This is a genomic window from Sulfurivermis fontis (assembly GCF_004001245.1).
GTDB lineage: Bacteria > Pseudomonadota > Gammaproteobacteria > Thiohalomonadales > Thiohalomonadaceae > Sulfurivermis > Sulfurivermis fontis.
The window spans coordinates 659,278-682,801 of sequence record NZ_AP018724.1 but is presented as its reverse complement, the minus strand read 5'-3'; the positions used below and the strand labels follow the sequence as shown (position 1 = coordinate 682,801).

Genomic DNA, 23,524 nt, shown 5'->3' with positions numbered 1-23,524 from the left:
CATGGTGTGCGCATTGCACGCCGGGGAGGCCATTGGCTACCATCGCTGCACACTCAAGGGAGAATAAGAACAACCATGCAGACACTCATCGACGCGCTGACCGCCCTCACCGGCCAGATCGCCGGCGTGCTGTGGGGCAATCCCCTCACCCTCCTCCTCCTGCTCGGTATCGGCCTCTACCTCACCCTGCGCCTGGGCTTCATTCAACTGCGCGGCTTCCGCCATGCCACCCAACTCGTCGGCGGCCGCTACAGCGACCCCAGCCACCAGGGCGAGGTCTCGCACTTCCAGGCCCTGGCCACCGCCCTCTCCGCCACCGTCGGCACCGGCAACATCGCCGGCGTCGCCACCGCCATCACCCTGGGCGGTCCCGGCGCCCTGTTCTGGATGTGGATGACCGCCTTCTTCGGCATGGCCACCAAGTTCACCGAATGCACCCTGGCGCTCAAGTTCCGCGAGGTGGCCCCCGACGGCAGCGTGGCCGGCGGCCCCATGTACACCCTGCTGCACGGCCTGAAGATGAAGCGCATGGCGGTGCTGTTCGCCGCCTTCGCCCTCATCGCCTCCTTCGGCATCGGCAACATGGTGCAGGCCAATTCCGTCGTCGACGGCATCGCCTTCATCTGGCCGGAACTGAAACAGGATGCCTGGCTGGTGGGCGTGATCATGGCGATCCTGGTGGGGCTGGTGATCCTCGGCGGCGTCAAGCGCATCGCCCGCGTCGCCGGCACCCTGGTGCCGTTCATGGCCATTCTCTACATCGCCGCCGCGCTGATCGTGCTGTTCAACCACATCGAGGCCATTCCCGGCGCCTTCGTCACCATCTTCAACTATGCCCTCAACCCGTGGGCGGTGGGCGGTGCCGCCGTGGGCGAGGCGATCCGCTGGGGCGTGGCGCGCGGCCTGTTCTCCAACGAGGCCGGCCTGGGCTCCTCGCCCATGGCCCATGCCGCGGCCAGGACCAACGAACCGGTGCGCGAGGGCCTGGTGGCGATGCTGGAGCCGTTCATCGACACCCTGGTGATCTGCACCATGACCGGCCTGGTGATCGTGGTCAGCGGCGCCTGGGAGGTGCGGCCGGAGGAGATGAAGGGCGCCGCCTTCACCGCCTTCGCCTTCAGCGAGTCCCTCGGCAGCGGCGGCGCCATCGTCGTCGGCCTCGGCCTCGCCCTGTTCGCCTTCTCCACCATCATCGCCTGGTCCTACTACGGCGACCGTTCCGCCTACTTCCTGTTCGGCGAAAAGGCCGTGATGCCCTACCGCGTGGTGTTCACCCTGCTGGTGGTGGTCGGCGCGGCGGTGCCGCTGGAGCTGGTGTGGAACATCGCCGACATCACCAACCTGCTGATGGCCCTGCCCAACCTGCTGGCCCTGGTGCTGCTGGCCGGCCTGGCGAAGAAGCTGAAGGACGGCTACTTCAAATCGTAGGAGCCCACTCCGTGGGCGAAGCGGTGTCCATCCTGGCACCATTCGCCGAGAAGACTCGGATCCTGCGACAAGATGATATGTGGTGGATGCGCTGTGCTTATGTCCATGGAAGGACGATATTCGGCGGGAGGCAGGATGCCGAGAGCCATATCCACCCTACCCATCCGTTCCGGGTACAATCACACCATCCCATTCCCAACTGATAGAGATGCATCCCATGACCGCAAAGATCACCGATTCCGGACTGAAGTACGAAGACCTGGTGGAAGGCACCGGCGAGACGGCCCAGGCCGGCCAGATGGTCACCGTGCACTACACCGGCTGGCTGGAGAACGGCCAGAAGTTCGATTCCAGCAAGGACCGCAACGACCCGTTCCGCTTCAAGCTGGGCGCCGGCCAGGTGATCCGCGGCTGGGACGAGGGCGTGGCCGGCATGAAGATCGGCGGTACGCGCAAGCTCACCATCCCCGCCAACCTCGGCTACGGCGCGCGCGGCGCCGGCGGCGTGATCCCGCCCAACGCCACGCTGATCTTCGACGTGGAGCTGCTGGCGCTGAACTGATGCAGCCGGACGGCATCTCCCTCCCCCTCGTGCGCGAGGATGTGCGCCGCGCCCTGCAGGAAGACGTGGGCGGCGGCGACATCACCGCCGCCCTCATCGACGCCGAGCGCCAGGCCGAGGCCACGGTGATCAGCCGCGAGCACGCCGTGCTGTGTGGCCAGGCATGGTTCGAACAGGCCTTTTGGCTGCTGGATGAGTCCGTGCGCATCGACTGGCGCGCGCAGGACGGCGACAATGTCGAACCCAACCAGATCCTGTGCGTGGTCTACGGCCCGGCACGCGTGCTGCTCACCGGCGAGCGCAGCGCCCTCAACTTCCTGCAGACCCTGTCCGGCACCGCCACTGCGACCCGGCGTTATGTGGACGCCCTGGGCGACAGCGGCGTGCAGCTGCTCGACACGCGCAAGACGATCCCCGGCCTGCGCCAGGCGCAGAAATACGCCGTGCGCTGCGCCGGCGGCCGCAACCACCGCATGGGGCTGTATGACGGCGTGCTGATCAAGGAAAACCACATCGCCGCCGCCGGCTCCATCGGCCGCGCCGTGGACCAGGCGCGCCATCACGCGCCGCCTGGCATTGCGGTGGAAGTGGAGGTGGAGGACTTGCAGCAGTTGCGCGAGGCCCTGGCTGCCGGTGCCGATATCGTGCTGCTCGACAACATGGAACCGGACCTGCTGCGTCAGGCCGTGGCGATCACCGCCGGCCAGGCCAAGCTGGAGGCCTCCGGCGGCATCACCCTCGACAACATCCGCGCCGTCGCCGATACCGGTGTCGACTACATCTCCATCGGCGCCATCACCAAGCATGTGCAGGCGGTGGACCTGTCGATGCGGATCAATATATAAGACCCGCGTCCTCTCAGCGAACAGGTGCCACGGAGTGCGCTCCTGCTACAGCAGCTTTTCGAACTCCGCCGCCGGCACCGGCGCGCTGAAATGAAACCCCTGCACGAAATCGCAGCCCTGCCGTTGCAGGTAATTCAGCTGTGCCGCCGTCTCGACCCCCTCCGCCACCACACGCAGTCCCAGACTATGCGCCAGACCAATGGTGGCGGAGACGATGGCGGCATCCTCCTGGCTGCGTTCGATATCGCGGATGAACACCCGGTCGATCTTCAGTTCGTCGAGGGGGAAACGCTTGAGGTAGCTGAGCGAGGAATAGCCGGTGCCGAAGTCATCCATGGCGATGCCGAAACCCTGGCTGTGCAGTTGTCCCAGCATGCGGATGGTTTCCAGCGCATCATCCATCAGCATGCTCTCGGTCAGCTCCAGGGTAACCTGCTGCGCATTCACTCCGGCCTGCTGTGCACAGCGACCGGCGATGGCAGCGAAATCATGCTGGTGGAACTGGCGTGCGGAAATGTTCACCGACATGCGCAGCGCGCCATGTCCCTGGCGCTGCCACTGGGCCAGCTGCTCGCAGGCGCTGCGCAACACCCACTCACCGATGGAGATGATCAGCCCGGTTTCTTCCGCCAGGGGGATGAAGTCCGCCGGCGGGACCAGACCGAGGTCGGGATGACGCCAGCGCAGCAGCGCCTCGGCGGCAATCACCCGTGCCGAACCGGCATCCAGCAGCGGCTGGAAATACAGTTCAAACTCTTCCCGCTCCAAGGCCCGGTGTAGCGCATTTTCCAGCGCCAGATGCTCCAGCGAGCGGGCATTCATGGCCGGCGCATAGAGCTGGAAGCTGTTGCGGCCGCTGTCCTTGGCACGATACATGGCGATGTCCGCATTCTTCAGCAGAAGGGCCGCGTCCTCGCTGTCATCGGGATAGATGCTCATGCCAATGCTGGTAGTAACCACCAGTTCGTGGCCATCGACATACACCGGCTGCCGGAGGATATCGATGAGACGCCGCGCGATGTGCATGGCGTGTTCCGGGGTTTCGATGTCGCTCAGCACGGCGATGAACTCATCACCACCCATGCGCGCGACGGTATCGTCCTCCCGCACACTGTCACGCAGACGTTGCGCGATGGTAATCAACAACTGGTCGCCAACCTCGTGACCAAGGCTGTCGTTGATGCGCTTGAAACGATCCAGATCGATGAACAGCAGCGCCAGCTGGCGGTGATTGCGGTGGGCATGCGCCAGGGCGACACGCAGGCGATCCTCCAGCAGACGACGATTGGGCAATCCGGTCAGCGCATCGTAATAGGCGAGATGGCGGATACGCTCCTCGCTCTCCTTCAGCTCCGTGATATCGCTGAACAGCGCCGCATAATGGGTCAACTTGCCGTCGCGATCGGAGATGGCCGCAATGGTCAGCAACTCAGGATAGATTTCGCCACTCTTGCGCCGGTTCCATACCTCGCCCTGCCAGTGGCCGTTCTCATGCAACTGCCGCCACATCTCGTCATAAAACGCCTTGTCGTGACGTCCGGAGCTGAGCAGTGCAGGCGTCTTGCCCACGACCTCTTCGGCGCTGTAGCCGGTCAGACGGGTGAAGGCCGGGTTGACGGAAACAATAGTCGAGTTGGCATCGGTGATCATGATGCCCTCCAGTGAGCTCTCGATCACCTTTTCTGCCAGATGGAGATTGCGCTGCGAGATATTGAGCGCTTCGTCGCGCTCGCGCAGGGCAAGCTGCAGCTCCTGCACATACACCAACTCCATCCCGCTCAGGATGTCGCTGAAGCTGACTATATCCAGCAGCGTGCCGTCGTCACGCACCACGCCGATATGGCGCAACTTGTTTTCTGTCAGCAGTGTACGTACCCGATACAGGCTGGTGTTCTGATCCACGGTCAGCAGCGGCCGGCTGGCCAGGGTGCCCACCGTCTCGTTGCCGCACTGCCGCGCCACCAGACGGACCACGTCGCGTTCGGTGAGTATGCCCCAAGCGCCATCGGCATAGCTCACCACCACGGCGTCAACGACAGAGGTTCTCATCAGCGCCGCCATCTGTGCCAGCGTCGCGGTTTCCGGCAACACCTGCAAACGCCCGCGCACCACCGAATCGACACTGCGCAGCCGCAGGTAATGTTCGATACCCTGATTGAGCACTACATCGGTCTGTGACACCACGCCACAGCGCCGGCCATCGGCATCAATCACCAGATAGTGGCGCACTTGCTCCTCGCGGAATCTCCCCGCCAATGCCTGCAATTTCATGTCCGCCGGCACAGTGCGCACCGGCGAACTCATCACCTCACGCACTGGACGCAGGAAGGAGTCCGGCTTGGTAAAATCCACCGCCAGCGCATCGCGCTCGGTCCAGATTCCGATAGCGACATCCGCCTCCACCACCAGAATGGAACTTACCCGCATTTCGCTCATGCGGCGCGCGGCCTCACACACAGGGGTATCGGGGCTGCACTCGAGGACAAAAGACTTGACGATCTGTCCGAGGGACACATCGGAGGTCAACAAGGAGTCGATGATGGCCTCGCCCGTCGGCAAGGTACTGGGCTCTGCGCCGGAATCAACCATATCAAGCATCACCTTATTACCGGGCACCAACCCGCTGTCCGGCAGGGCTATGCACGGAAATGACAAGGATCATCCCTGAACCTGACCCACCCACATGCCCGCGGCGGGAGGGCAGCAGGGTAACACGGTAAAGGCTGCGCGGGAGGGTGGGAAATGGTGCCGTTGAAGGGAATCGAACCCCCGACCTACTGATTACGAATCAGTTGCTCTACCAACTGAGCTACAACGGCTGCGTCAGGCTGACGTGCGAAGGGCGCAAGTATACTGAAAACACCGGCGCTGGCAAAGAAACCCGGCGGCGCTGTGAGATGTCAGGCGATGGGGGTCAGTCGGCGGAACGGACGCGGATGATCACATCGACCCCGGCAGCCACGGTGCCCTCCGGCAGCGGCGGCAGTTGCTCAATACCCAGTATCGGCAACGGAACGTCGGTCAGTTCGCCGGTATCGATGTTGAAGAAATGGTGATGCTCCGAGGTGGTCGAGTCGTAGAACACCCGGCTCGGGTCGACGATGACCTCTCGTACCAGCCCCTTGCGGGCGAACAGGTTGAGGGTGTTGTACACCGTCGCCTTGGAGACATGATGACCTTCACTGTTGACCTGGGCCAGCAGTTGATCCGCGGACAAATGCTGCGGCCGGGCGAACAGCATCTGGCCGATCTCCACGCGCTGCTGGGTCGGGGTCACGCCGTGCCGATGCAACAGGTCGATAACCTCACGACGATCAAGGCGTTGTTTGTCGTTGGCATTTTCCATGATCCCGAGTATAGCGATAGGTTAAGAATGGGTCTAGATGGCAAATCAACACTGCCATCTTAAAAACCCTTCTATGGGCAGGCCATATCTCATTGTCGGTAGCGCCGCACCCCATAGGCTGCGGGGTCCAGTAGCGGTGCCCGCCCCAACACCAAATCTGCCAGCAAGCGGGCCGAGGCCGGTGCCAGGACGACACCATTACGGAAGTGGCCACTGTTGAGATACAAGCCGGCCACTTCGGGGTGCTCACCTATGTAAGGTACACCGTCCGGCGAGCCCGGGCGCAGGCCAGCCCAGTGCCGCTCCAGTTCGCACGCTGCCAACGCCGGCACCAACCCGACCGCCGCCGCCAGCAACTCCTCCCGCGCCGCCGCAGTGGTCGTGCTGTCGAAACCCACCTCCTCCATGGTGCTGCCCACCAGCACCCGGCCATCCCGTCGCGGGATGACGTAGTGCCGCGGCCCCAGAATGATGCGCGACACCAGCCCGGGCGGGCCCCGGAACAGCAGCATCTGCCCCCGCACCGGGCGTATCTCCGGGCGGACGGCCAATTCCGCCAACAAACGCCCGCTCCAGGCACCGGCTGCCATCACCACGACATCGGCGGAAAAATCTCCCCGCATCGTCCGCACCCCCGCCACGCGCCCGCCGCGCACCAGCAGTTCCGTGACTTCACACCCCTCTTCGATCAAGCCCCCTTGCTTCACCAGGGCATGCCGCACCGCCCGTACCAGCCGCGGATTGCGCACCTGCGCCACATCGGCCATCCACAACGCCGCATCCCCGTCCGCCAATGCCGGTTCACACTGTCGCAACCCGACACCGTCCAGGAGTTCCAACCGGTACCCGAAGCGTTCGGCCCAGGAGCGGGCCTGAACCTGATCGGAGGTATCCAGCATCAGCATCCCGTTCCGCGTCCATTCCGGGTCTATCCCGCCCTCGTCACGCAGCCGCTCCGCCAGCTCCGGATACGCCGCCTGACTCCAGCGTGCCAACTCGGTCACCGGGTCGGGGTAGCGCCAGGGATACAGTGGCGAAAGGATGCCGCCACCGGCCCAGGACGAGGCGCGCCCGACTCCATTCATCTCCAGCAGGCGAACCCGGCAACCGCCGCTTGCCAGCTCCCGTGCCGACAAAAGACCGATAACACCGCCTCCGACAACCACGCAATCAGACAAAACCGCTACTCCCCTTCAATATTCCGCCGTCACCACCACCGAAAATACCGCAGGTGCAGGGTAAAACATTACGGTGCGGACCGGTAGCGCAGCATGGCCGTCCATCCGTCGCTCCATCCGCGCCGCCCGTCGACCGCCGGTTCCCCTGCCGCGAGGCTGTGCTAGTGTTCTGCTCATGAAAAACGTACGCGGATTTACCTTGGTCGAAGTGATGGTCACCCTGGTGGTGCTGGCCATCGTCCTGTCGTTCGCAGTTCCCAGCTTCAACACGTTGCTCCAGGACAATCGCATGACAACGCGAGCGAATGACGTTGTCATCGCGCTGAATCTGGCGCGCAGCGAGGCCATCAAGCGTGGCGCAGACGCCACCGTCACGGCGACGGGTGGCGACTGGAATAACGGCTGGACCGTGGCAGCCGGTGGGGCTGATCTTCGTATTTTCCCCGCCACCGCCGGTACCGTAACCATCACAGGGAGCATACCCGCCATCACCTATCGCGGAAGCGGCATGGCCACCCAGCTGACCGTTACTGTCTGCGATAGCGGCCGTACCGGCGAAACAGGCCGCCAGATCACCGTCGCAGCCACCGGCCGGCTGGCAATGGGCAATTTCGTGTGTGATTAATCCCCCGATGAGACATACACCGACCATGAACCGGAAAAATCCACAGGCAGCACAACTGGGCTTCAGTCTGATGGAGATATTGGTCACTGTACTGATCCTGGCCATCGGCCTGCTCGGCATGGCCAGCCTGCAGCTCAATGCCCTGCGCAACAATTCCAGCGCCCAGGAACGATCTCAGGCCACGGTGCTTGCCTATGAAATTGCCGATCGTATGCGCAGCAACCGTGTAACTGCACTGGCAGGGAACTACGACATCGGTCTTGGGGTTGCCGCCGTAGCCCCGACGGACTGTGCCACGGTAGTCTGCTCGCCAGCCCAGCTGGCCGGGTTTGACATCTGGCAATGGAAGGCCGATGTGGCCCGGCTGCTACCCGCCGGAGATGCCGCTGTCAGCACCGCTGCCGGTGGTATCGTAACCATAACCATCCAGTGGCTCGATGATCGTGCATCCAACTCCACCGTCACGTTCACGATGAGTACGGTACTGTGATTATGAAACAGCGGGCAAAGATCTCTCAAAGCGGCATCAGCCTCGTCGAAATGATGGTAGCCATCACTATCAGCCTGATCCTCCTGGCCGGGGTAATCCAGATTTTTCTCGGCAGCAAGCAGAGCTACCGGCTGAACGAAAATATGTCCCGTATCCAGGAAAGCGGTCGTTTCGCCATGGAATTCCTGGCCCGCGACATACGCATGATTGGCTATCAGGGATGCGCCAGCCTGGACTCTGTGCAACCCAACATCATCGCCGACCCGCCGCCCGTCGGAGGCTTCAGCAACGACGTTGTCGTCACAGGCATGGACAATGTTTCCAGCCTGAGCATCGGCGGGCTCCCGGTCAGGGATGGTACCGACACCGTCAGCATCCGTCGTGGCGGCGGCTGCCAAGCACGACTGTCCGGTAACATGACGGCAAACAATGCCAATATTCAGCTCACCGCTGACTCGTCCTGTTATGCAGCAGGCGATATTTTGTTCATTTCCGACTGCAAGGATGTCGATATCTTCCGTGCCAGCAACGTTTCCCAGGCTGCCGGCACCATCACGATCGCCCACGCTTCCAACGTCAATACATTCAACTTTCTTTCCAAGGCCTACAACACCGATGCCTTCGTTATGAGATTCACTGACTTTGTTTATTTTGTGTCTGGCGAAACGCTATACCGCGATGACCAGCCACTGGTCGATGGTGTGGTCAACATGCAGATCCTCTATGGCATAGACACCGACAATGATCGCGTCCCTAACCAATATGTCTCGGCGGGTACCGTAGCGGACTGGAGTAGCGTGGTGGCCCTGCGTGTCAGCCTGCTGCTTGCCGGTCCTGATAATGGTGTGGTGACCGCAGCCCAAACCGTCTTCTACGATGGCATAAATCAAGTCATGCCTGATCAGCGTCTGTACAGGACATTCACCAACACCGTCGGTATTCGCAACCGCCTGCCCTGAGGTATAACGACATGGAACGGTTTAGCAAAATGAATATCCGACCGCGCCGCCCGATTCACCCGGCCCTGTCACAACAACAGGGGGCAACGCTTATCGTTGCACTCATTATCCTGTTGCTGATGACCATCATCGGCACCGTTGCTATGCAGGGAACCACCCTGGAAGAACGCATGGCGGGTAATACCCGTGACATGAATCTTGCATTTCAAGCATCCGAGGCCGCATTGCGCGCCGGCGAAGGCTGGCTGCAGAATCCCGCCAACCTGGCAACGGCCGAAACCAACCAACCCATGCGTTGTCCTGACAATTGCCCGGACCCCGAGAACTGGGACGGCGTCACCCCCGCGCCTACCGGGTCGGTTGCCGGTATTGACAATGTCGCGGCAAACCCTGTGTATCATGTGGGACCTCCTCTACTGATACGTATCAATCCGGGCGCTCTGCCGCCGAAGTTCCGCAAGCGATATGAAGTTACGGCCTACGGTATGGGTGGCAGTGCGACGACTGTCACCATCGTACAATCGTCCACCATCGATCCTTGACCCTGCACTGCCACCAGCCTTACGCCAACACCCGATTTAAGCGTGTTTTCAAGGAGAATCACCATGAAGACCCATATGACCCATCTCCGCAGTATCAAGGGGCTGACCCTGGGTCTGGCCCTGGGCCTTGTTACCGTTGCACCCGCACAGGCCCAGGTCGACATCGCCAGTTCGCCGCTGTTCGTTACCTCGAGCATCGAACCGAACATCATGTTCATCCTTGACGACTCCGGGTCAATGCAGTGGGAGATCATGCCGGACGAGCATATTTCAAACGAGGCGTACTACATGTACGGACGTATTAACTATCTATACGGCTCAAACGTAGGCTACACCGACCGCGCCCCCAGTTTTGCCGACGGCGATGTATATGGCGCCTTCACCCGCACCGCACAATTCAACCCCATGTATTATGATCCGGCTATCACCTACACGCCCTGGCCCCAAGCAGCCAACAACGGCGCGCTGATGCCCAATGCCGATCCGGCTGCCGCGTACCATAACCCGTTGCGCCCGGCGCGCGGCACACGAAATCTGACGGCAAACAACACGCGCAACGCCAGTTGGAGAAACTGCACCACTATTACCCGTGATGCCGTCACCAACGTATTCTCGTTTTCAGGTTGCACATCCTTCACCGCAAGCCAGACCTTTTGGCCCGCCGTCTATTTCGTGCATGATGGCAGCACAAACTATGCCTGGACCAATTTCACCAAAGTGGAAATCCGCAGCACCACAGCGACCTATACCGGCCATGGCCGCGAAAACCGCTCCGATTGTGCTGCTGCACCGACCTGTACCTACGCCGAGGAAATCCAGAACTTCGCCAACTGGTACACCTACTACCGTTCGCGCATCCTCGCCGCGCGTGGCGGTGTCAGCCGCGCCTTCGCCCAGCAGGGTGAAGGTATGCGGGTGGGTTATGCCACCATCAACGCCGGCTGGTCCACCGTGGATGGCGTCGGCACCAGCAAAATCGTGCGTGGCGTTCGGCATTTCGCCGGCACAGATCGTGAGCAGTTTTTCAACCTGCTATATGACAGAGATATCCCGGCAGCCGGTACGCCCCTGCGACTGTCACTGCAGGCTGCCGGCAACTACTTCAGCCGTACCGACAACCGCGGCCCCTGGGGTGCCAATCCCGGCACCAACGACACGACACCGCACCTGCAGTGCCGCCAGAGCTATTCCATCTTGACGACCGACGGTTACTGGAACGGCTCCGATCCCAGCGGCATAGGCAACTCCGACGATGCCAATGGCCCCGTCCATACCGCGCCGGATGGCAGTACGTTCCAGTACATCCCCAAGGACCCGTACCGGGATGGCAACACCAACACGCTGGCGGATGTCGCCATGCATTACTGGAAAAACGACCTGCGTACGGACCTGGCCAATGAGGTTCCCACCAACCCGCAGAATGAGGCCTTCTGGCAGCACATGGTTACCTTCGGCATAGGCCTCGGTGTTACCGGTTCCATCGTTCCGCAGGATGCATGGGATGCAGTAACCAACGAAACGGCTATCAGCTGGCCGAATCCTTTCGGCTCCTCACCGGCAAAAATCGACGACCTGCTGCACGCCAGTATCAATTCACGCGGCGGCTTCTTCAATGCTGGTGATCCAGAAACATTTGCCACGCAACTCAACGAGGTGCTAGATGCCATCGTGGCACGCGTGGAAAGCTCCGCCACCGCTGCAGCCGCCAGTTCGGCGTTCTTGCACACCGGTACCAAACTCTATACCGCCGGCTTCCGCAGCGGCGACTGGTCCGGCATGCTGAGCGCACACAATATCAATCCGGACGGCAGTCTGGGCAGCATCGCGTGGGATGCAGAAGCGCAGTTACGGGCGACCACACCTGCCTCGCGCAATATTTTCACCCGCAACAGCACCACCAATGCCACCGTGGCGCTAGAGCTTGCCAACCTCAGCACGGCACAGCAGACCGCCCTCAATCGCTCGCTGACCAACACCACGGACAGCCTGGGTGCCAACCGCATCGACTGGCTGCGCGGCAATGACGCGGCCCACGCGTCCTTCCGCAACCGTTCAGGCAGCGGCGAGTTGCGCCTCCTTGGCGACATCATCAACTCCAACCCGCAGTTTTCCGGCAACATCGACTTCGGCTACCGTCTACTCGAGGGTACCGAGGGTACGAGCTACATCACCTTCCGCACTACAGCCCCCGTCACCACCCGCCCGGACATGATCTATGTGGCGGCTAACGACGGCATGCTGCATGCGTTCCACGGTGAAACGGGTGAGGAAGTCTTTGCCTACATGCCCAGTACCCTGCTCCTGCCGGAAGGTACGGATACATTTGCCCGCATCAACCGCCTGATGGACCCGGACTATACCCATCGCTATTTCATGGATGGCACAGTGGCGGTCGGCGACGCTTATGCCACCTCTTGGGCCAACGGCGGTAGTGCCGGCTGGCGCACGGTGGTGGTAGGTTCCATGGGTGCGGGTGGGCGTACTGTGTATGCACTCGATGTCACCGATCCCACCTCCAGCGGCAATAAGGTATTGTGGGAGTTCAATGACGCCGATCTCGGTTATAACGTCGGGCAGCCAACCATCGCACGCATGATGAATGGTGATTGGGCGGCGATCTTTGGCAATGGCTACAACAGCGCCAACCATCGCGCCGTGCTTTACATCGTGCGTCTGCGCGATGGTGCATTGCTGTCCAAAGTGGATACCGGAATCGGAAGTGCTGCCACTCCCAACGGGATGGCGTCACCGCTGGCCTCCGATTGGACCGAGGGAGATATGATTACCCGCCGCATCTATGCCGGCGATCTGCAAGGCAATCTGTGGCGCTTTGATGTCTCGGGCAATCAGAGCCAATGGAGTCATTCCAGCAACCGCATGGTCCTGTTCCAGGCCAGGGACGCCGGTGGCACACCGCAACCCATTACTACCCGGCCCGGTGCACGTCCTTTGCTGAATGTCGAATACAACCCGCTGATGGTCGTGTTCGGCACGGGTAGCTTCTTCCGCGACCAGGACAGCACGTCAACCCAGGTACAGACGCTGTACGGCATTATCGACAATGCAACCTTGGTCAATCGTAATGAGTTGCTGCAACAGGAGATTACCTGGCAGGGCGATGTCACCTTTGGCAGTTACACCTATACCGTGCGCACGGTGTCCAGCAACGACGCGCTGGCGACCCACAAAGGTTGGTATCTCGACCTCATATATGCCGGTAATGCCGAGGGCGAGCGCGTCATCAGTGCGCCCACCTTCCCGACCGGACTCACCCAGAACAGGGTCCGCTTCAGCACACTGATCCCGAATAACGACCCCTGCAGCAGCGGCCGCAGCGGTTTCATCATGGATCTTATGCTGAGCGATGGCGGTGCCAACCAGCTCGCTGTCTATGACTTGAACCGGGATGGTTATTTCACCGATAGCGAAAACTATAGCGGCCTGGGTGGTGGCACCGGTGAGGAATTGGTCACTATCCGTGATGCGGGTATCGAACGTGGCTATCTGGGTGACGGGACAGTCTTGCCACCGATGAGCATCGGCGGCAAAGAAGGACGTGAATCCTGGAAACAACTGCGCCCGGCCATAGATGATTAAGCAAACATTAATCGCAGAAGCTCTGCACACAAATGTCATCGAGGATAATTATCATGCTCAGACACGCGATCGCACTAGCCGCACCGCTCTGCCTCGTATCGGCCAGCGTGCTGGCACAGCCCCAACTGCTCGGCGAGTTGGAGGCATCGGACAGCAAGCAGCGCATCATTCAGGTCGGAGGTGAATCGTTCAATATCGCACGAGGCGTCAAGGTAACAGCAGAAGGCGGACAGATTGTTGACCCATTCCTGCTGCAGCCTGGCCAACCCATCGGGCTGTCATGGCAAGACTCAGACACAACACGAACGGTTACACATATCTACGTGTATGATCGGTTGCCGCAATAGGAAAGCCTCACACAACCTATCCTAAGGTGCAGGTCTCATGAAAAACAGACAACACGGATTCACCCTGATTGAATTGATGATCGTCGTAGCCATCGTCGGCATCCTCGCCGCGATCGCCTATCCTACCTACACAGAGCAGGTACGCAAATCCAGGCGGGCCGAGGCACAAGCAGCCCTGATGGGGCTGGCTAATGCGATGGAACGCTACTTCACGTCCAACAGCACGTATGTCGGCGCTGCAGATGGCGCGGGAGTTCCACTGATTTACGCAACACAGGTACCAATTGATGGAGGCACCGCATTTTACAACCTGCGTATCACCGCCGCTGACGGTACGAGCTACATGTTACAGGCCACGGCTGTCGGCAGCATGGCCAGTGACGCAAACTGCGGCAACCTTACCCTTTCATCCACAGGCGTTCGCGGTGAAACGGGCTCTAAAACAGTAGATTACTGCTGGAGCCGATAGCAGGGAGGTGTCTGCACGAGAGCACGATGAACGCGGCGAATTGATACCAAGCCCCACAACCCGATGGCCGACAAGAGCCGGACCCGGTGGTCTGGCTTTTTGCATCGCAAGGGCTGATTGCTCTCTGTGGCTTAACCCTTGCGTAACTCCTTCGGCAACGGAAAGGCATGGTTCTCCACCACACAGCCGTCCACAACGAATTCGTCGGCCCCCAGTTGGCGCAGGCGCTCGAGCACTTGCTGTACCAGGACATCCGGCGCCGAAGCGCCGGCGGTAACGCCGATGACGGGCTTTCCCTGCACCCATTCAGGCAACAATTCCTCGGCGGTGTCGATAAGATACGCCGGCGTGCCGCAGCGCGCCGATACCTCGCGCAAGCGGTTGGAATTGGAGCTGTTGGGTGAACCGACCACCAGCACCACATCACACTGAGCCGCCAGGCGCTTGACCGCATCCTGCCGGTTCTGGGTGGCATAGCAGATGTCATCCTTGCGTGGCCCCTGGATGGCCGGGAAACGTGCACGCAACGCATCGACTACCGCAGCGGCATCGTCCACGGACAATGTCGTTTGTGTGACATAGGCCAGATGTTCAGGATTTTTTACCTGCAGGGCAGCGACATCAGCGGCATCTTCCACAAGATAGATCGCGCCGGCATTGCCACCCTCGTACTGTCCCATCGTGCCCTCTACCTCGGGATGGCCGGCATGGCCGATCATGATGACTTCGTGGTGAACCTGGGCATGGCGATCCACCTCGATATGCACCTTGGTTACCAACGGACAGGTGGCATCGAATACACGCAAACCGCGTCGCTGTGCTTCCTGCTGCACGGCACGCGGGACACCGTGGGCGCTGAAGATAACAGTGGCTCCGTCCGGCACCCGATCCAGTTCGTCGACAAAGATCGCACCCTTGGCACGCAGGTCCTCAACCACATAGCGGTTGTGCACGACCTCGTGACGCACGTAGATCGGCGCGCCGAACAGTTGCAAGGCCCGCTCGACGATCTCGATGGCACGATCGACGCCGGCACAAAAACCACGTGGGTTGGCGAGGATGACCTTCATGCCTGCACCGCCAGAATTTCCACATCGAAATTCAGGGTGTGTCCCGCGAGGGGATGATTGAAATCCACCGTCACCTGCGTCTCATCGAGTGCCGTTACGGTACCGGGAACCTCATCGCCGGCAGGGGTGGTGAAGGCGACAATCACCCCGGGGGCCAGTTCCATCTCCGCCGGAAAATCGCTCCGCGGCATGACATGCACGGCCTCGGCGTCTCGATAGCCAAATCCCTGCTCCGGGCTGACGCTGTATGCTGCGCGCTGCCCAGCCCGCATGCCGAGCAGAAAATCTTCCAGCCCTTCCAGCATGGTTCCATCCCCCAGCACGAAGTCCAGCGGCTCACCGCCACGGCTGCTGTCCGCCTCGGTACCGTCTTCCAGCGTGATGGTGTAGTGCAACCGGACGTGGCTGCCGCGAGTGATTTCTGCTGCCGGGTTCATCGGCGGACTCCTGAGATGACATTTCTGACGTTGTGGCGGGCGGGCATTCGAGCGCAGACTGTGCATCAGGCGCTGCGCTCTCCACGTAACGCGTCAAGCAGCAGCATGATGGCCCCGACAGTAATGGCGGAATCAGCGACGTTGAATGCCGGCCAGTGCCAGTCACCATAGTAGAGATCGATAAAGTCCACCACATAACCCAGCCTGATGCGATCCCATACATTGCCCAAGGCGCCGCCAAGGACCAGTGCCAGAGCCGCCGCCAGCCACACCTGATGCCGCTGCAGCTGACGCAGCCATGCAATGAGTGCCGCGCTGACGGCAACGGCAATGGCCACAAAAAACCAGCGTTGCCAGCCACCGGCCTGGCTCAGGAAGCTGAACGCGGCGCCGGTATTGTGCATCAGGGTCAGATTGAACAACGGCAACACCGCCACCGGTTCATGCAGGGCCAGCTTGGCCGTGGCCAACACCTTGGTGAATTGGTCCAGAGCAATCACCACGACCGACAGCCACAACCATTTCAGCATCGAGTTGCTCCCGCTGCGCGCATATCACGCAAAGCGCCTTGTCTCTCCGCTGCCGGCGACGTTGTCGATGCAGCGGCCGCACAACTCCGGATGCTCGGCGTGGCTACCGACATCCTCGCGCCGGTGCCAGCAGCGCACACACTTCGGATGCTCCGAAGGCGTCACCAGAATCCACATCTCGTCGCCGCTCTCCAGCTTGGAATACACCGCCGATGCCGGCCGCGCAATTTCCCGATGGACGCGCGCATAAGAGGTGATCAGCACGAAGCGCAGTTCATCACCCAATTGTGCCAGTTGCGCATAGAGCTCGGCGCCGCAGTAAAGGTCCACCTCGGCCTCGAGACCGGCACCAATGCCGCCAGCCGCGCGTACCCGCTCCAACTCCTTGTAGACAGCGTCACGCACAGCCATTACCTGCTGCCAGTACGCCATATCCATGGCCGGAGCGGTTCCCGCATCAGCATCAGCGGAAAGCTCATACCAGGTCGCCAGAAAGACCGATTCATCCCGTGCGCCGGGAAGGTGCTGCCAGATCTCCTCGGCGGTAAAGCTGAGGATCGGCGCCATCCAGCGGCTCATCATCTCGAGGATGTAGTACATCGCCGTCTGGGTGGAACGGCGCGCGATGGAATCGGCCTGCGTCGTGTACTGACGGTCCTTGATCACATCCAGATAGAAGGAGCCGAGATCGACTGAACAGAAATTGTGCAATGTCTGATAGATTAGATGGAACTCATATCGCTCATAGGCCGACAGTATCTCCTTCTGCAACTCGATGGCCCGATTCACCACCCACACGTCGAGCGCCACCATGTCCGCGAAGTTGACCGTATTGACGGCCGGATCGAACCCCTTGATGTTGGCCAGCAGGAAGCGCGCCGTGTTACGGATGCGGCGATAGGCATCGGCGGTACGCTTGAGGATATCGTCGGAGATGGTCATCTCGCTGCGGTAGTCGGTGGAGGCCACCCACAGGCGCAGGATATCGGCACCGAGGCTGCTTACCACCTTCTGCGGGGCCACCACGTTGCCCTTGGACTTGGACATCTTCTGTCCCTTGGCGTCGACGGTGAAACCATGGGTCAGCACGGCCCTGTAGGGCGCCTTGCCGGTCATCGCCACCGCGGTCATCAGCGAGGACTGGAACCAGCCGCGATGCTGGTCGGAGCCCTCCAGATACAGATCGGCCGGCCACTGCAGGCCATCGCGCTGCTCCAGCACGCAGGCATGGGTGACGCCGGAATCGAACCAGACATCCAGCGTGTCGGTCACCTTGTCATAATCGGCCGCTTCGGCACCAAGCAGTTCGGCGGCATCCAGCTCGAACCACGCATCGATGCCCTTCTGCTCCACTCGCCTGGCGACCTCCTCGATCAGGCGCGAGGTATCCGGATGCAGCGCGCCGCTGGTCTTGTGCACGAACAGGGCGATGGGCACGCCCCAGGTGCGCTGGCGCGAGATGCACCAATCGGGACGTCCCTTGACCATGTTTTCGATGCGCGACTGCCCCCACGACGGGATCCATCCGTGCGCCTCGCCAATGGCGCTGATGGCATCCATCGCCCCCTGGCGCAGGCCATTCTGATCCATGCTGATGAACCACTGCGGCGTGGCGCGGAAGATGATCGGCGTCTTGTGGCGCCAGCAGTGCGGATAGCTGTGGCGCAGGGCATGGGCATGCACCAGTGCACCACGCGTGCGCAGTACCTCCAGCACCGAATCATTGGCCTTGAATACGTGCTGGCCTTCGAACAGCGGCGTACCGGGCAGGAACTTGCCATCGCCGCCCACCGGGTTGTCCACCTTGAGGTGGTAGCGCGAACCGACCACATAGTCTTCCTGACCATGCCCGGGCGCGGTGTGCACGGCGCCCGTGCCCGCCTCGAGGGTGACGTGATCACCGAGAATGATCGGAACCTCACGCTCGTAGAACGGATGCTGCAGCTTGAGCCCTTCCAGCGCCGCACCCTTGCAGTAAGCAACGATGCGGTAATCGGCAACGCCATACCGCGCCATCGCGTCCTTCACCATCGGCTCCGCCAGCACCAACCGCTCCGGGCCGTGCTCACCGACGCCATCGCACTGCACTACGGCGTAATCGAAGTCGGCATTGAGGGCCACCGCCTGATTGGCCGGCAGGGTCCACGGTGTGGTGGTCCAGATCACCACGCTGATCGGTCCCTTGCCTTCATGATCTTCCACATGATGCGCGCGCGCCATGAAGGCCTCGTCATCCAGCACGGTAAAGCGCACGTCGATGGCCGGCGAGGTCTTGTCCTCGTACTCCACCTCGGCCTCGGCCAGCGCCGAGCCGCAGTCCACGCACCAGTGCACCGGCTTGGAGCCCTTGTGCAGGTGGCCGCGCTCGATGATGCGACCGAGGGAACGAATGATGTCGGCCTCGAATTTGAAATCCATGGTGAGATAGGGATGGTCCCAGTCACCGAACACACCCAGGCGCTTGAAGTCTTCGCGCTGGCCGTTGACCTGCTCCGCGGCGTACTCGCGGCAGGCCTTGCGGAAGGCGGCGGGCGTCACTGCGGCACCGGCCTTGCCGATACTCTTCTCCACCTGCAGTTCAATGGGCAGGCCGTGGCAGTCCCAACCCGGCACATAGGGCGCATCGAAACCGGCCATGGTGCGCGCCTTGACGATGATGTCCTTCAGCACCTTGTTCACCGCATGGCCGATATGGATATTGCCGTTGGCATAAGGCGGACCGTCATGCAGGATGAACTTTCTACGTCCCGCGCCGGCCCGGCGCAGCTTGCCGTACAGATCCATCGCCTCCCAGCGCTTGAGCATCTCCGGCTCGCGCTTGGCAAGATCGCCGCGCATGGGAAAATCGGTTTCCGGCAGGTTCAGTGTGTGCTTGTAGTCACTCACGGTATGTCACTCATTGGCTTGCCGGCAGACTTGGTGTCCTGCCAGGAGAAAAATTCACGCGCGTGCTGCGCGTCTACCAGAATCTGTTGCTTCAACGCCTCGAACGAGTCGAAACGCTGTTCGTCGCGGAGCTTGTGCAGGAAATCCACGTACACATGACGGCCATAGAGATCGCCGCTGAAGTCGAACAGATGTACCTCCAGCAGCGGCCGCAGCCCCTGCACCGTTGGGCGCACGCCGACATTGGCCACGCCGCGCCATGGCTCACCATCGACGCCGAACAGTTCCACCGCGAACACCCCGCTGATGGGCGAGGCCTTGCGGTGCAGGCGGATATTGGCGGTGGGAAAGCCGATGGTGCGACCGCGCTTGTCGCCGTGGGCGACGCGGCCGCACATGCGATAGGGCCGCCCCAGCAATTGTTCCGCCTGCTCCATGTCACCGCGCGCCAGTGCCTGACGGATGCGCGTGCTGGAGACGCGCTCGCCGCCCAGGGTAAAGGTGTGCATGTGCGCCACCTGAAAACCGTACTTCTCGCCCGCCGCCTGCAACATGGCAAAGTTGCCCCGGCGTCCGGCACCGAAGTGAAAATCGTCGCCCACCACCAGATAGCGCACGCCGAGCCCGTCGACCAGAATGCGTTCGATGAACGCCTCCGCCGGCAATGTTGCCAACCGCCGGTTGAACGACAGGCACAGCACGCGATCGACAGAGAAGCGGCGCAAGGCCAGCATCTTCTCACGCAGGCGCGTCAGCCGCGGCACGGCATTGTCCGGCGCGAAATACTCCTGCGGCTGCGGCTCGAAGGTGATCACCGTGGTCGGCACGCCGTATTCGTCGGCCTTCTCCGCCAGTTGCCCCAGCACCGCCTGGTGGCCGAGGTGGACACCATCGAAATTGCCGATGGTGGCGACACAGCCGTGGTGACGGGCGGATAGATTGTGCAGGCCGCGAATAAGCTCCATGACGGACAACGAAGAATTAAAGGGCAGTGATTATAAAGGAGTTTGCCGTCATCCGCGCCCCAGCAGCTGCCGCGGCCGCACGCCGAACAGCAACAGCACGGCAAAATAGACGACGGCGCCGAGGGGCACCCACAGCAAAAGTTGCTCCACCCGCATCGCGCTGCTCCATGCCGCCCACTGCTCCAGACTGCCCAACCCCCACCACAGCAACCCGCCCATGGCCAGTGCCGCCAGCAGTACCTGAGCGAACAGATGGCTCCAGCCGGGCTGGGCATGGTAGACCCCGTCGCGGCGCAGACGACGGAACAGCAGGCCGGCATTGAGCCAGGCCGACAAGGCGGTGGCCAGCGCCAGGCCGGCGTGCGGCCCTTCCCAGCCGGCCAGCACCATGGGCACCACCAGGCACAGGTTCAGCCCCATATTGGCCACCATGGCGTAGATGCCGATGCGTACCGGTGTGCGCGTGTCCTGCCGCGCATAGAACCCCGGAGCCAGTACCTTCACCAGGATGAAGGCCGGGAGCCCCGCGCCGAAGGCCATCAGGCTGAGGGTCGCCATGCGCACGTCGTGCGTGCCGAATTCGCCGTGCTGAAACAGGGTGGTGAGCAGGGGACCCGCGAGCAGGATCAGGCCGACGGTCGCCGCCGTGCCGATGAGCACCACCCAGCGCAGCGCCCAGTCCAGGGTACGGGCGAAGGCCTCCGGGTCGGCGGCGGCGTGCTTCTGCGACAGGCTGGGCAGGATCACCGTGGCCAGGGCGATGCCGAACACGCCGAGGGGAAACTCCACCAGCCGATCCGAGTAATACAGCCAGGACACGCTGCCGCTGACCAGGAAGGAGGCGATGATGGTGTCGAGCAGCAGATTGATCTGCACCACCGACGAGCCGAAGATGGCCGGCAGCATCAGCTTGAGGATGCGCTTCACGTCCGGGTCGCTCCAGCCCCAGCGTGGCCGCGGCAACAGACCGAGGCGGGCCAGAAACGGCAGCTGAAAGGCCAGTTGCACCGCACCGGCCACGAACACACCCCAGGCCAGTGCCACGATCGGTGTCTCGAACAACGGCGCCGCCCACCAGGCGGCGGCAATCATGCAGACGTTCAGCCACACGGGAGTGAAGGCCGGCACGGCAAAGCGGCCATAGGTATTGAGAATGCCACCGGCCAGGGCGGTCAGGGAGATGAACAGCAGGTAGGGAAAGGTGATGCGCAGCATCTCGCTGGTGAGCGCAAACTTCGCCGGCTCGTCGAGAAAACCGGGGGCAAACAGCGTTACCAGGCCCGGCGCCGCGAGCAGGGCCAGGGCGGTGAGCAGCAACAGCACCATCCCCAAGGCGCCGGACACGTCGGCAATCAGCCGCCGCACCTCGGCAAGGCCACGCTGGGTCTTGACCTCGGCCAGCACCGGCACGAAGGCCTGGGAGAAGGCCCCCTCGGCGAACAGCCGGCGCAGGAAGTTGGGGATCTTGAAGGCGACGAAAAAGGCGTCGGTGCCACTGCCGGCGCCGAACACATTGGCGAACACCATGTCGCGCAACAGGCCGAGCACCCGCGACAGCAGGGTCATCACGCCCACCACGGCGGTGGATTTCAGCAGTTTGGCGCTCATGTCCCCTGAATTTCTGTCTCGCCCGCAAAAGCCGCTATACTACCGCGCCGGCCCGCCGCCCCGCCAATTTTCTCGCACCCCGGCATTGACAGCGCGGGGCAAAAACAGCATATTATGCGCCCTTCGACTTTTTGACCGTATTTTGGGAGTACCGTCTTGGCCAATTCCGCACAAGCAAAGAAGCGCGCGCGTCAGGCTGAAAAGCATCGCGAGCAGAACAACGCCCAGCGTTCCGCTATGCGTACCTTCGTCAAGAAGGTGCTCAAGGCGATCGGCAGCGGTGACAAGGCCCAGGCCGAGGCGGCCTACAAGGAAGCTGTTCCCGTCGTGGACAAGATGGCCGGCAAGGGCCTGATCCACAAGAACAAGGCCGCCCGCTACAAGAGCCGTCTGAACAGCCGCATCCGCGCCCTGTAAGTTTTCGCGCCTGATCGTTAAAAAAGCCGGTCTCTGACCGGCTTTTTTGTTCGCGCTGCTCCTTGCAGGCCGGGGTTGCGCCCGACATGGAACTGCATCAAACCAGGATCAGGTTGTCGCGGTGGATGAGTTCCTCCTCGTCCACGTAACCGAGCAGTTCCTGAATGCGGCTGGTGGGCTGGCCCATCAGCTTGGCCGTCTCCTCGGCACTGTAGTTCACCAGGCCCCGCGCCACTTCATGCCCCTGCTCGTCGACGCAGGACACCATCTCGCCACGCAGGAAACGTCCCTCCACGGCCTTTACCCCCACCGCCAGCAGACTGCGGCCGGAGTCGCGCAGCACGCGCACCGCACCGGCATCGAGGACCAGCTTGCCGCGTAGTTGGAGGTGACCGGCCAGCCAGCGCTTGCGCGCCACCATCGGCTCCAGGTCGGGGGTGAACAGGGTGCCCAGCATCTCACCGCCGATGATACGGTCCAGCACCTTGTCCTCGCGGCCATAGGCAATCACCGTCTCGGTGCCGGAACGGGCGGCGAGGCGCGCGGCACGCACCTTGGTGAGCATGCCGCCGCGGCCCAGGGCGCCGGCACTGCCGCCGGCCATGGATTCCAGCGCCGGATCGCCGGCCTGCACCTCGTGCAGCAGCCTGGCGTCGGGATTGCTGCGCGGGTCCTTGTCGTACATGCCGGCCTGGTCGGTAAGGATCACCAACAGGTCGGCCTCCACCAGATTGGCCACCAGGGCCGCCAGGGTGTCGTTGTCGCCGAAGCGGATCTCGTCGGTGACCACGGTGTCGTTCTCGTTCACCACCGGCACCACCCCCAGTTCCAGCAGGGTGCGCAGGGCACTGCGCGCATTGAGATAGCGCTTGCGGTTGGAGAGGTCGTCGTGGGTGAGCAGGATCTGAGCGGTGTGCAAGTCAAAGTTCTTGAAGCGCGACTCGTAGGCCTGCACCAGGCCCATCTGTCCCACTGCGGCAGCCGCCTGCAGCTCGTGCAGCGCCTGCGGACGCTTCTTCCAGCCCAGCCGCGCCATGCCCTCGGCCACGGCGCCGGAAGACACCAGCACCACCTCGATGCCGCGCTTGCGCAGGGCGGCCATCTGCTCCACCCAGGCGCTGATGCCGTCGAGGTTCAAACCACGCCCGTCGTTGGTCAACAGGGCGCTGCCGATCTTCACCACCCAGCGTTTGGTCTGGGCAAGCTGCTGGCGTCGGTTCATG

At 62.1% G+C, this 23,524-nt stretch carries 21 protein-coding genes and 1 tRNA gene; 11 read left to right on the top strand and 11 right to left on the bottom strand.

The features are described from left to right. The first annotated feature begins 75 nt into the window (after nt 1-75). The 3 genes from EP379_RS03650 to nadC all read left to right on the top strand — a co-directional run bounded on the left by EP379_RS03650 (nt 76) and on the right by nadC (nt 2,835). Nucleotides 76-1,428, top strand: coding sequence for an alanine/glycine:cation symporter family protein (locus EP379_RS03650; protein ID WP_127475950.1), 1,353 nt, complete (start codon nt 76-78; stop codon nt 1,426-1,428). 217 nt (nt 1,429-1,645) lie between these two features. Next, a complete protein-coding gene (locus EP379_RS03645) occupies nt 1,646-1,990 on the top strand; it encodes an FKBP-type peptidyl-prolyl cis-trans isomerase (RefSeq protein WP_127475948.1) in 345 nt (114 codons plus the stop codon). Then, nucleotides 1,990-2,835, top strand: coding sequence for a carboxylating nicotinate-nucleotide diphosphorylase (gene nadC / locus EP379_RS03640; RefSeq protein ID WP_172600364.1), 846 nt, complete (start codon nt 1,990-1,992; stop codon nt 2,833-2,835). Before EP379_RS03645 ends, nadC begins: the two co-directional genes overlap by 1 nt. Before the next feature lie 45 nt (nt 2,836-2,880). Here nadC and EP379_RS03635 read toward each other — a convergent pair whose 3' ends face one another. The 4 genes from EP379_RS03635 to thiO form a co-directional block, all read right to left on the bottom strand. Then, the gene (locus tag EP379_RS03635) at nt 2,881-5,424 is read right to left on the bottom strand and encodes an EAL domain-containing protein (RefSeq protein ID WP_127475946.1); all 2,544 of its coding nucleotides are present in this window, start codon (nt 5,422-5,424) and stop codon (nt 2,881-2,883) included. A gap of 154 nt (nt 5,425-5,578) precedes the next feature. Further along, nucleotides 5,579-5,654 (bottom strand) — tRNA-Thr (locus EP379_RS03630). Between the two features lie 95 nt (nt 5,655-5,749). After that, nucleotides 5,750-6,181, bottom strand: coding sequence for a Fur family transcriptional regulator (locus EP379_RS03625; protein WP_127475944.1), 432 nt, complete (start codon nt 6,179-6,181; stop codon nt 5,750-5,752). 89 nt (nt 6,182-6,270) lie between these two features. Beyond that, nucleotides 6,271-7,347 carry a glycine oxidase ThiO gene (gene thiO, locus EP379_RS03620; RefSeq protein WP_338055862.1) on the bottom strand — a complete coding sequence of 359 codons (1,077 nt, stop codon included), beginning with the start codon at nt 7,345-7,347 and terminating at the stop codon, nt 6,271-6,273. A gap of 187 nt (nt 7,348-7,534) precedes the next feature. On the opposite strand from thiO, the gene EP379_RS03615 reads away from it, so the two are divergent. The 7 genes from EP379_RS03615 to EP379_RS03585 all read left to right on the top strand — a co-directional run bounded on the left by EP379_RS03615 (nt 7,535) and on the right by EP379_RS03585 (nt 14,388). Beyond that, on the top strand, nt 7,535-7,984 hold the full coding sequence (locus EP379_RS03615) for a GspH/FimT family pseudopilin (protein ID WP_127475940.1): 450 nt from the start codon (nt 7,535-7,537) through the stop codon (nt 7,982-7,984). A gap of 25 nt (nt 7,985-8,009) precedes the next feature. Next, nucleotides 8,010-8,474 carry a type IV pilus modification protein PilV gene (gene pilV / locus EP379_RS03610; RefSeq protein WP_127475938.1) on the top strand — a complete coding sequence of 155 codons (465 nt, stop codon included), beginning with the start codon at nt 8,010-8,012 and terminating at the stop codon, nt 8,472-8,474. Between the two features lie 2 nt (nt 8,475-8,476). Next, on the top strand, nt 8,477-9,433 hold the full coding sequence (locus EP379_RS03605) for a PilW family protein (RefSeq protein ID WP_127475935.1): 957 nt from the start codon (nt 8,477-8,479) through the stop codon (nt 9,431-9,433). An 11-nt stretch (nt 9,434-9,444) separates the two neighbouring features. Beyond that, nucleotides 9,445-9,975: a pilus assembly PilX family protein gene (locus EP379_RS03600; protein ID WP_232023964.1), complete on the top strand. Its 531-nt coding sequence runs from the start codon at nt 9,445-9,447 to the stop codon at nt 9,973-9,975. Between the two features lie 63 nt (nt 9,976-10,038). Further along, nucleotides 10,039-13,572 (top strand): pilus assembly protein, encoded by a 3,534-nt coding sequence (locus EP379_RS03595; protein ID WP_127475933.1) that lies wholly within the window; start codon nt 10,039-10,041, stop codon nt 13,570-13,572. Between the two features lie 53 nt (nt 13,573-13,625). Next, nucleotides 13,626-13,919, top strand: a complete 294-nt coding sequence (locus tag EP379_RS03590) for a hypothetical protein (protein ID WP_127475931.1) — start codon at nt 13,626-13,628, stop codon at nt 13,917-13,919. Nucleotides 13,920-13,956: 37 nt separating this feature from the next. Then, on the top strand, nt 13,957-14,388 hold the full coding sequence (locus tag EP379_RS03585; protein WP_127475929.1) for a type IV pilin protein: 432 nt from the start codon (nt 13,957-13,959) through the stop codon (nt 14,386-14,388). Nucleotides 14,389-14,519: 131 nt separating this feature from the next. Here EP379_RS03585 and ispH read toward each other — a convergent pair whose 3' ends face one another. From ispH to murJ, 6 genes are all read right to left on the bottom strand, one after another. Next, complete coding sequence (gene ispH, locus EP379_RS03580) at nt 14,520-15,458, bottom strand: 4-hydroxy-3-methylbut-2-enyl diphosphate reductase (RefSeq protein WP_127475927.1); 939 nt, start codon at nt 15,456-15,458, stop codon at nt 14,520-14,522. Continuing rightward, nucleotides 15,455-15,895 carry an FKBP-type peptidyl-prolyl cis-trans isomerase gene (locus tag EP379_RS03575; RefSeq protein WP_127475925.1) on the bottom strand — a complete coding sequence of 147 codons (441 nt, stop codon included), beginning with the start codon at nt 15,893-15,895 and terminating at the stop codon, nt 15,455-15,457. Before EP379_RS03575 ends, ispH begins: the two co-directional genes overlap by 4 nt. A 65-nt stretch (nt 15,896-15,960) precedes the next feature. Beyond that, nucleotides 15,961-16,425: a signal peptidase II gene (gene lspA / locus EP379_RS03570; protein ID WP_127475923.1), complete on the bottom strand. Its 465-nt coding sequence runs from the start codon at nt 16,423-16,425 to the stop codon at nt 15,961-15,963. 24 nt (nt 16,426-16,449) lie between these two features. Beyond that, entirely contained in the window at nt 16,450-19,311 is a 2,862-nt protein-coding gene (gene ileS, locus EP379_RS03565; protein WP_127475920.1) for an isoleucine--tRNA ligase, read from the bottom strand. Beyond that, the gene (gene ribF, locus EP379_RS03560) at nt 19,308-20,276 is read right to left on the bottom strand and encodes a bifunctional riboflavin kinase/FAD synthetase (protein ID WP_127475918.1); all 969 of its coding nucleotides are present in this window, start codon (nt 20,274-20,276) and stop codon (nt 19,308-19,310) included. Before ribF ends, ileS begins: the two co-directional genes overlap by 4 nt. A gap of 48 nt (nt 20,277-20,324) precedes the next feature. Beyond that, nucleotides 20,325-21,884 carry a murein biosynthesis integral membrane protein MurJ gene (gene murJ, locus EP379_RS03555; RefSeq protein WP_127475916.1) on the bottom strand — a complete coding sequence of 520 codons (1,560 nt, stop codon included), beginning with the start codon at nt 21,882-21,884 and terminating at the stop codon, nt 20,325-20,327. A 156-nt stretch (nt 21,885-22,040) separates the two neighbouring features. On the opposite strand from murJ, the gene rpsT reads away from it, so the two are divergent. Continuing rightward, the gene (gene rpsT / locus EP379_RS03550) at nt 22,041-22,301 is read left to right on the top strand and encodes a 30S ribosomal protein S20 (RefSeq protein ID WP_127475914.1); all 261 of its coding nucleotides are present in this window, start codon (nt 22,041-22,043) and stop codon (nt 22,299-22,301) included. Between the two features lie 97 nt (nt 22,302-22,398). Here the strand turns inward: rpsT and proB are convergent, their stop codons facing one another. After that, the gene (gene proB, locus EP379_RS03545) at nt 22,399-23,523 is read right to left on the bottom strand and encodes a glutamate 5-kinase (RefSeq protein ID WP_127478819.1); all 1,125 of its coding nucleotides are present in this window, start codon (nt 23,521-23,523) and stop codon (nt 22,399-22,401) included. Nucleotide 23,524: the final 1 nt, after the last annotated feature.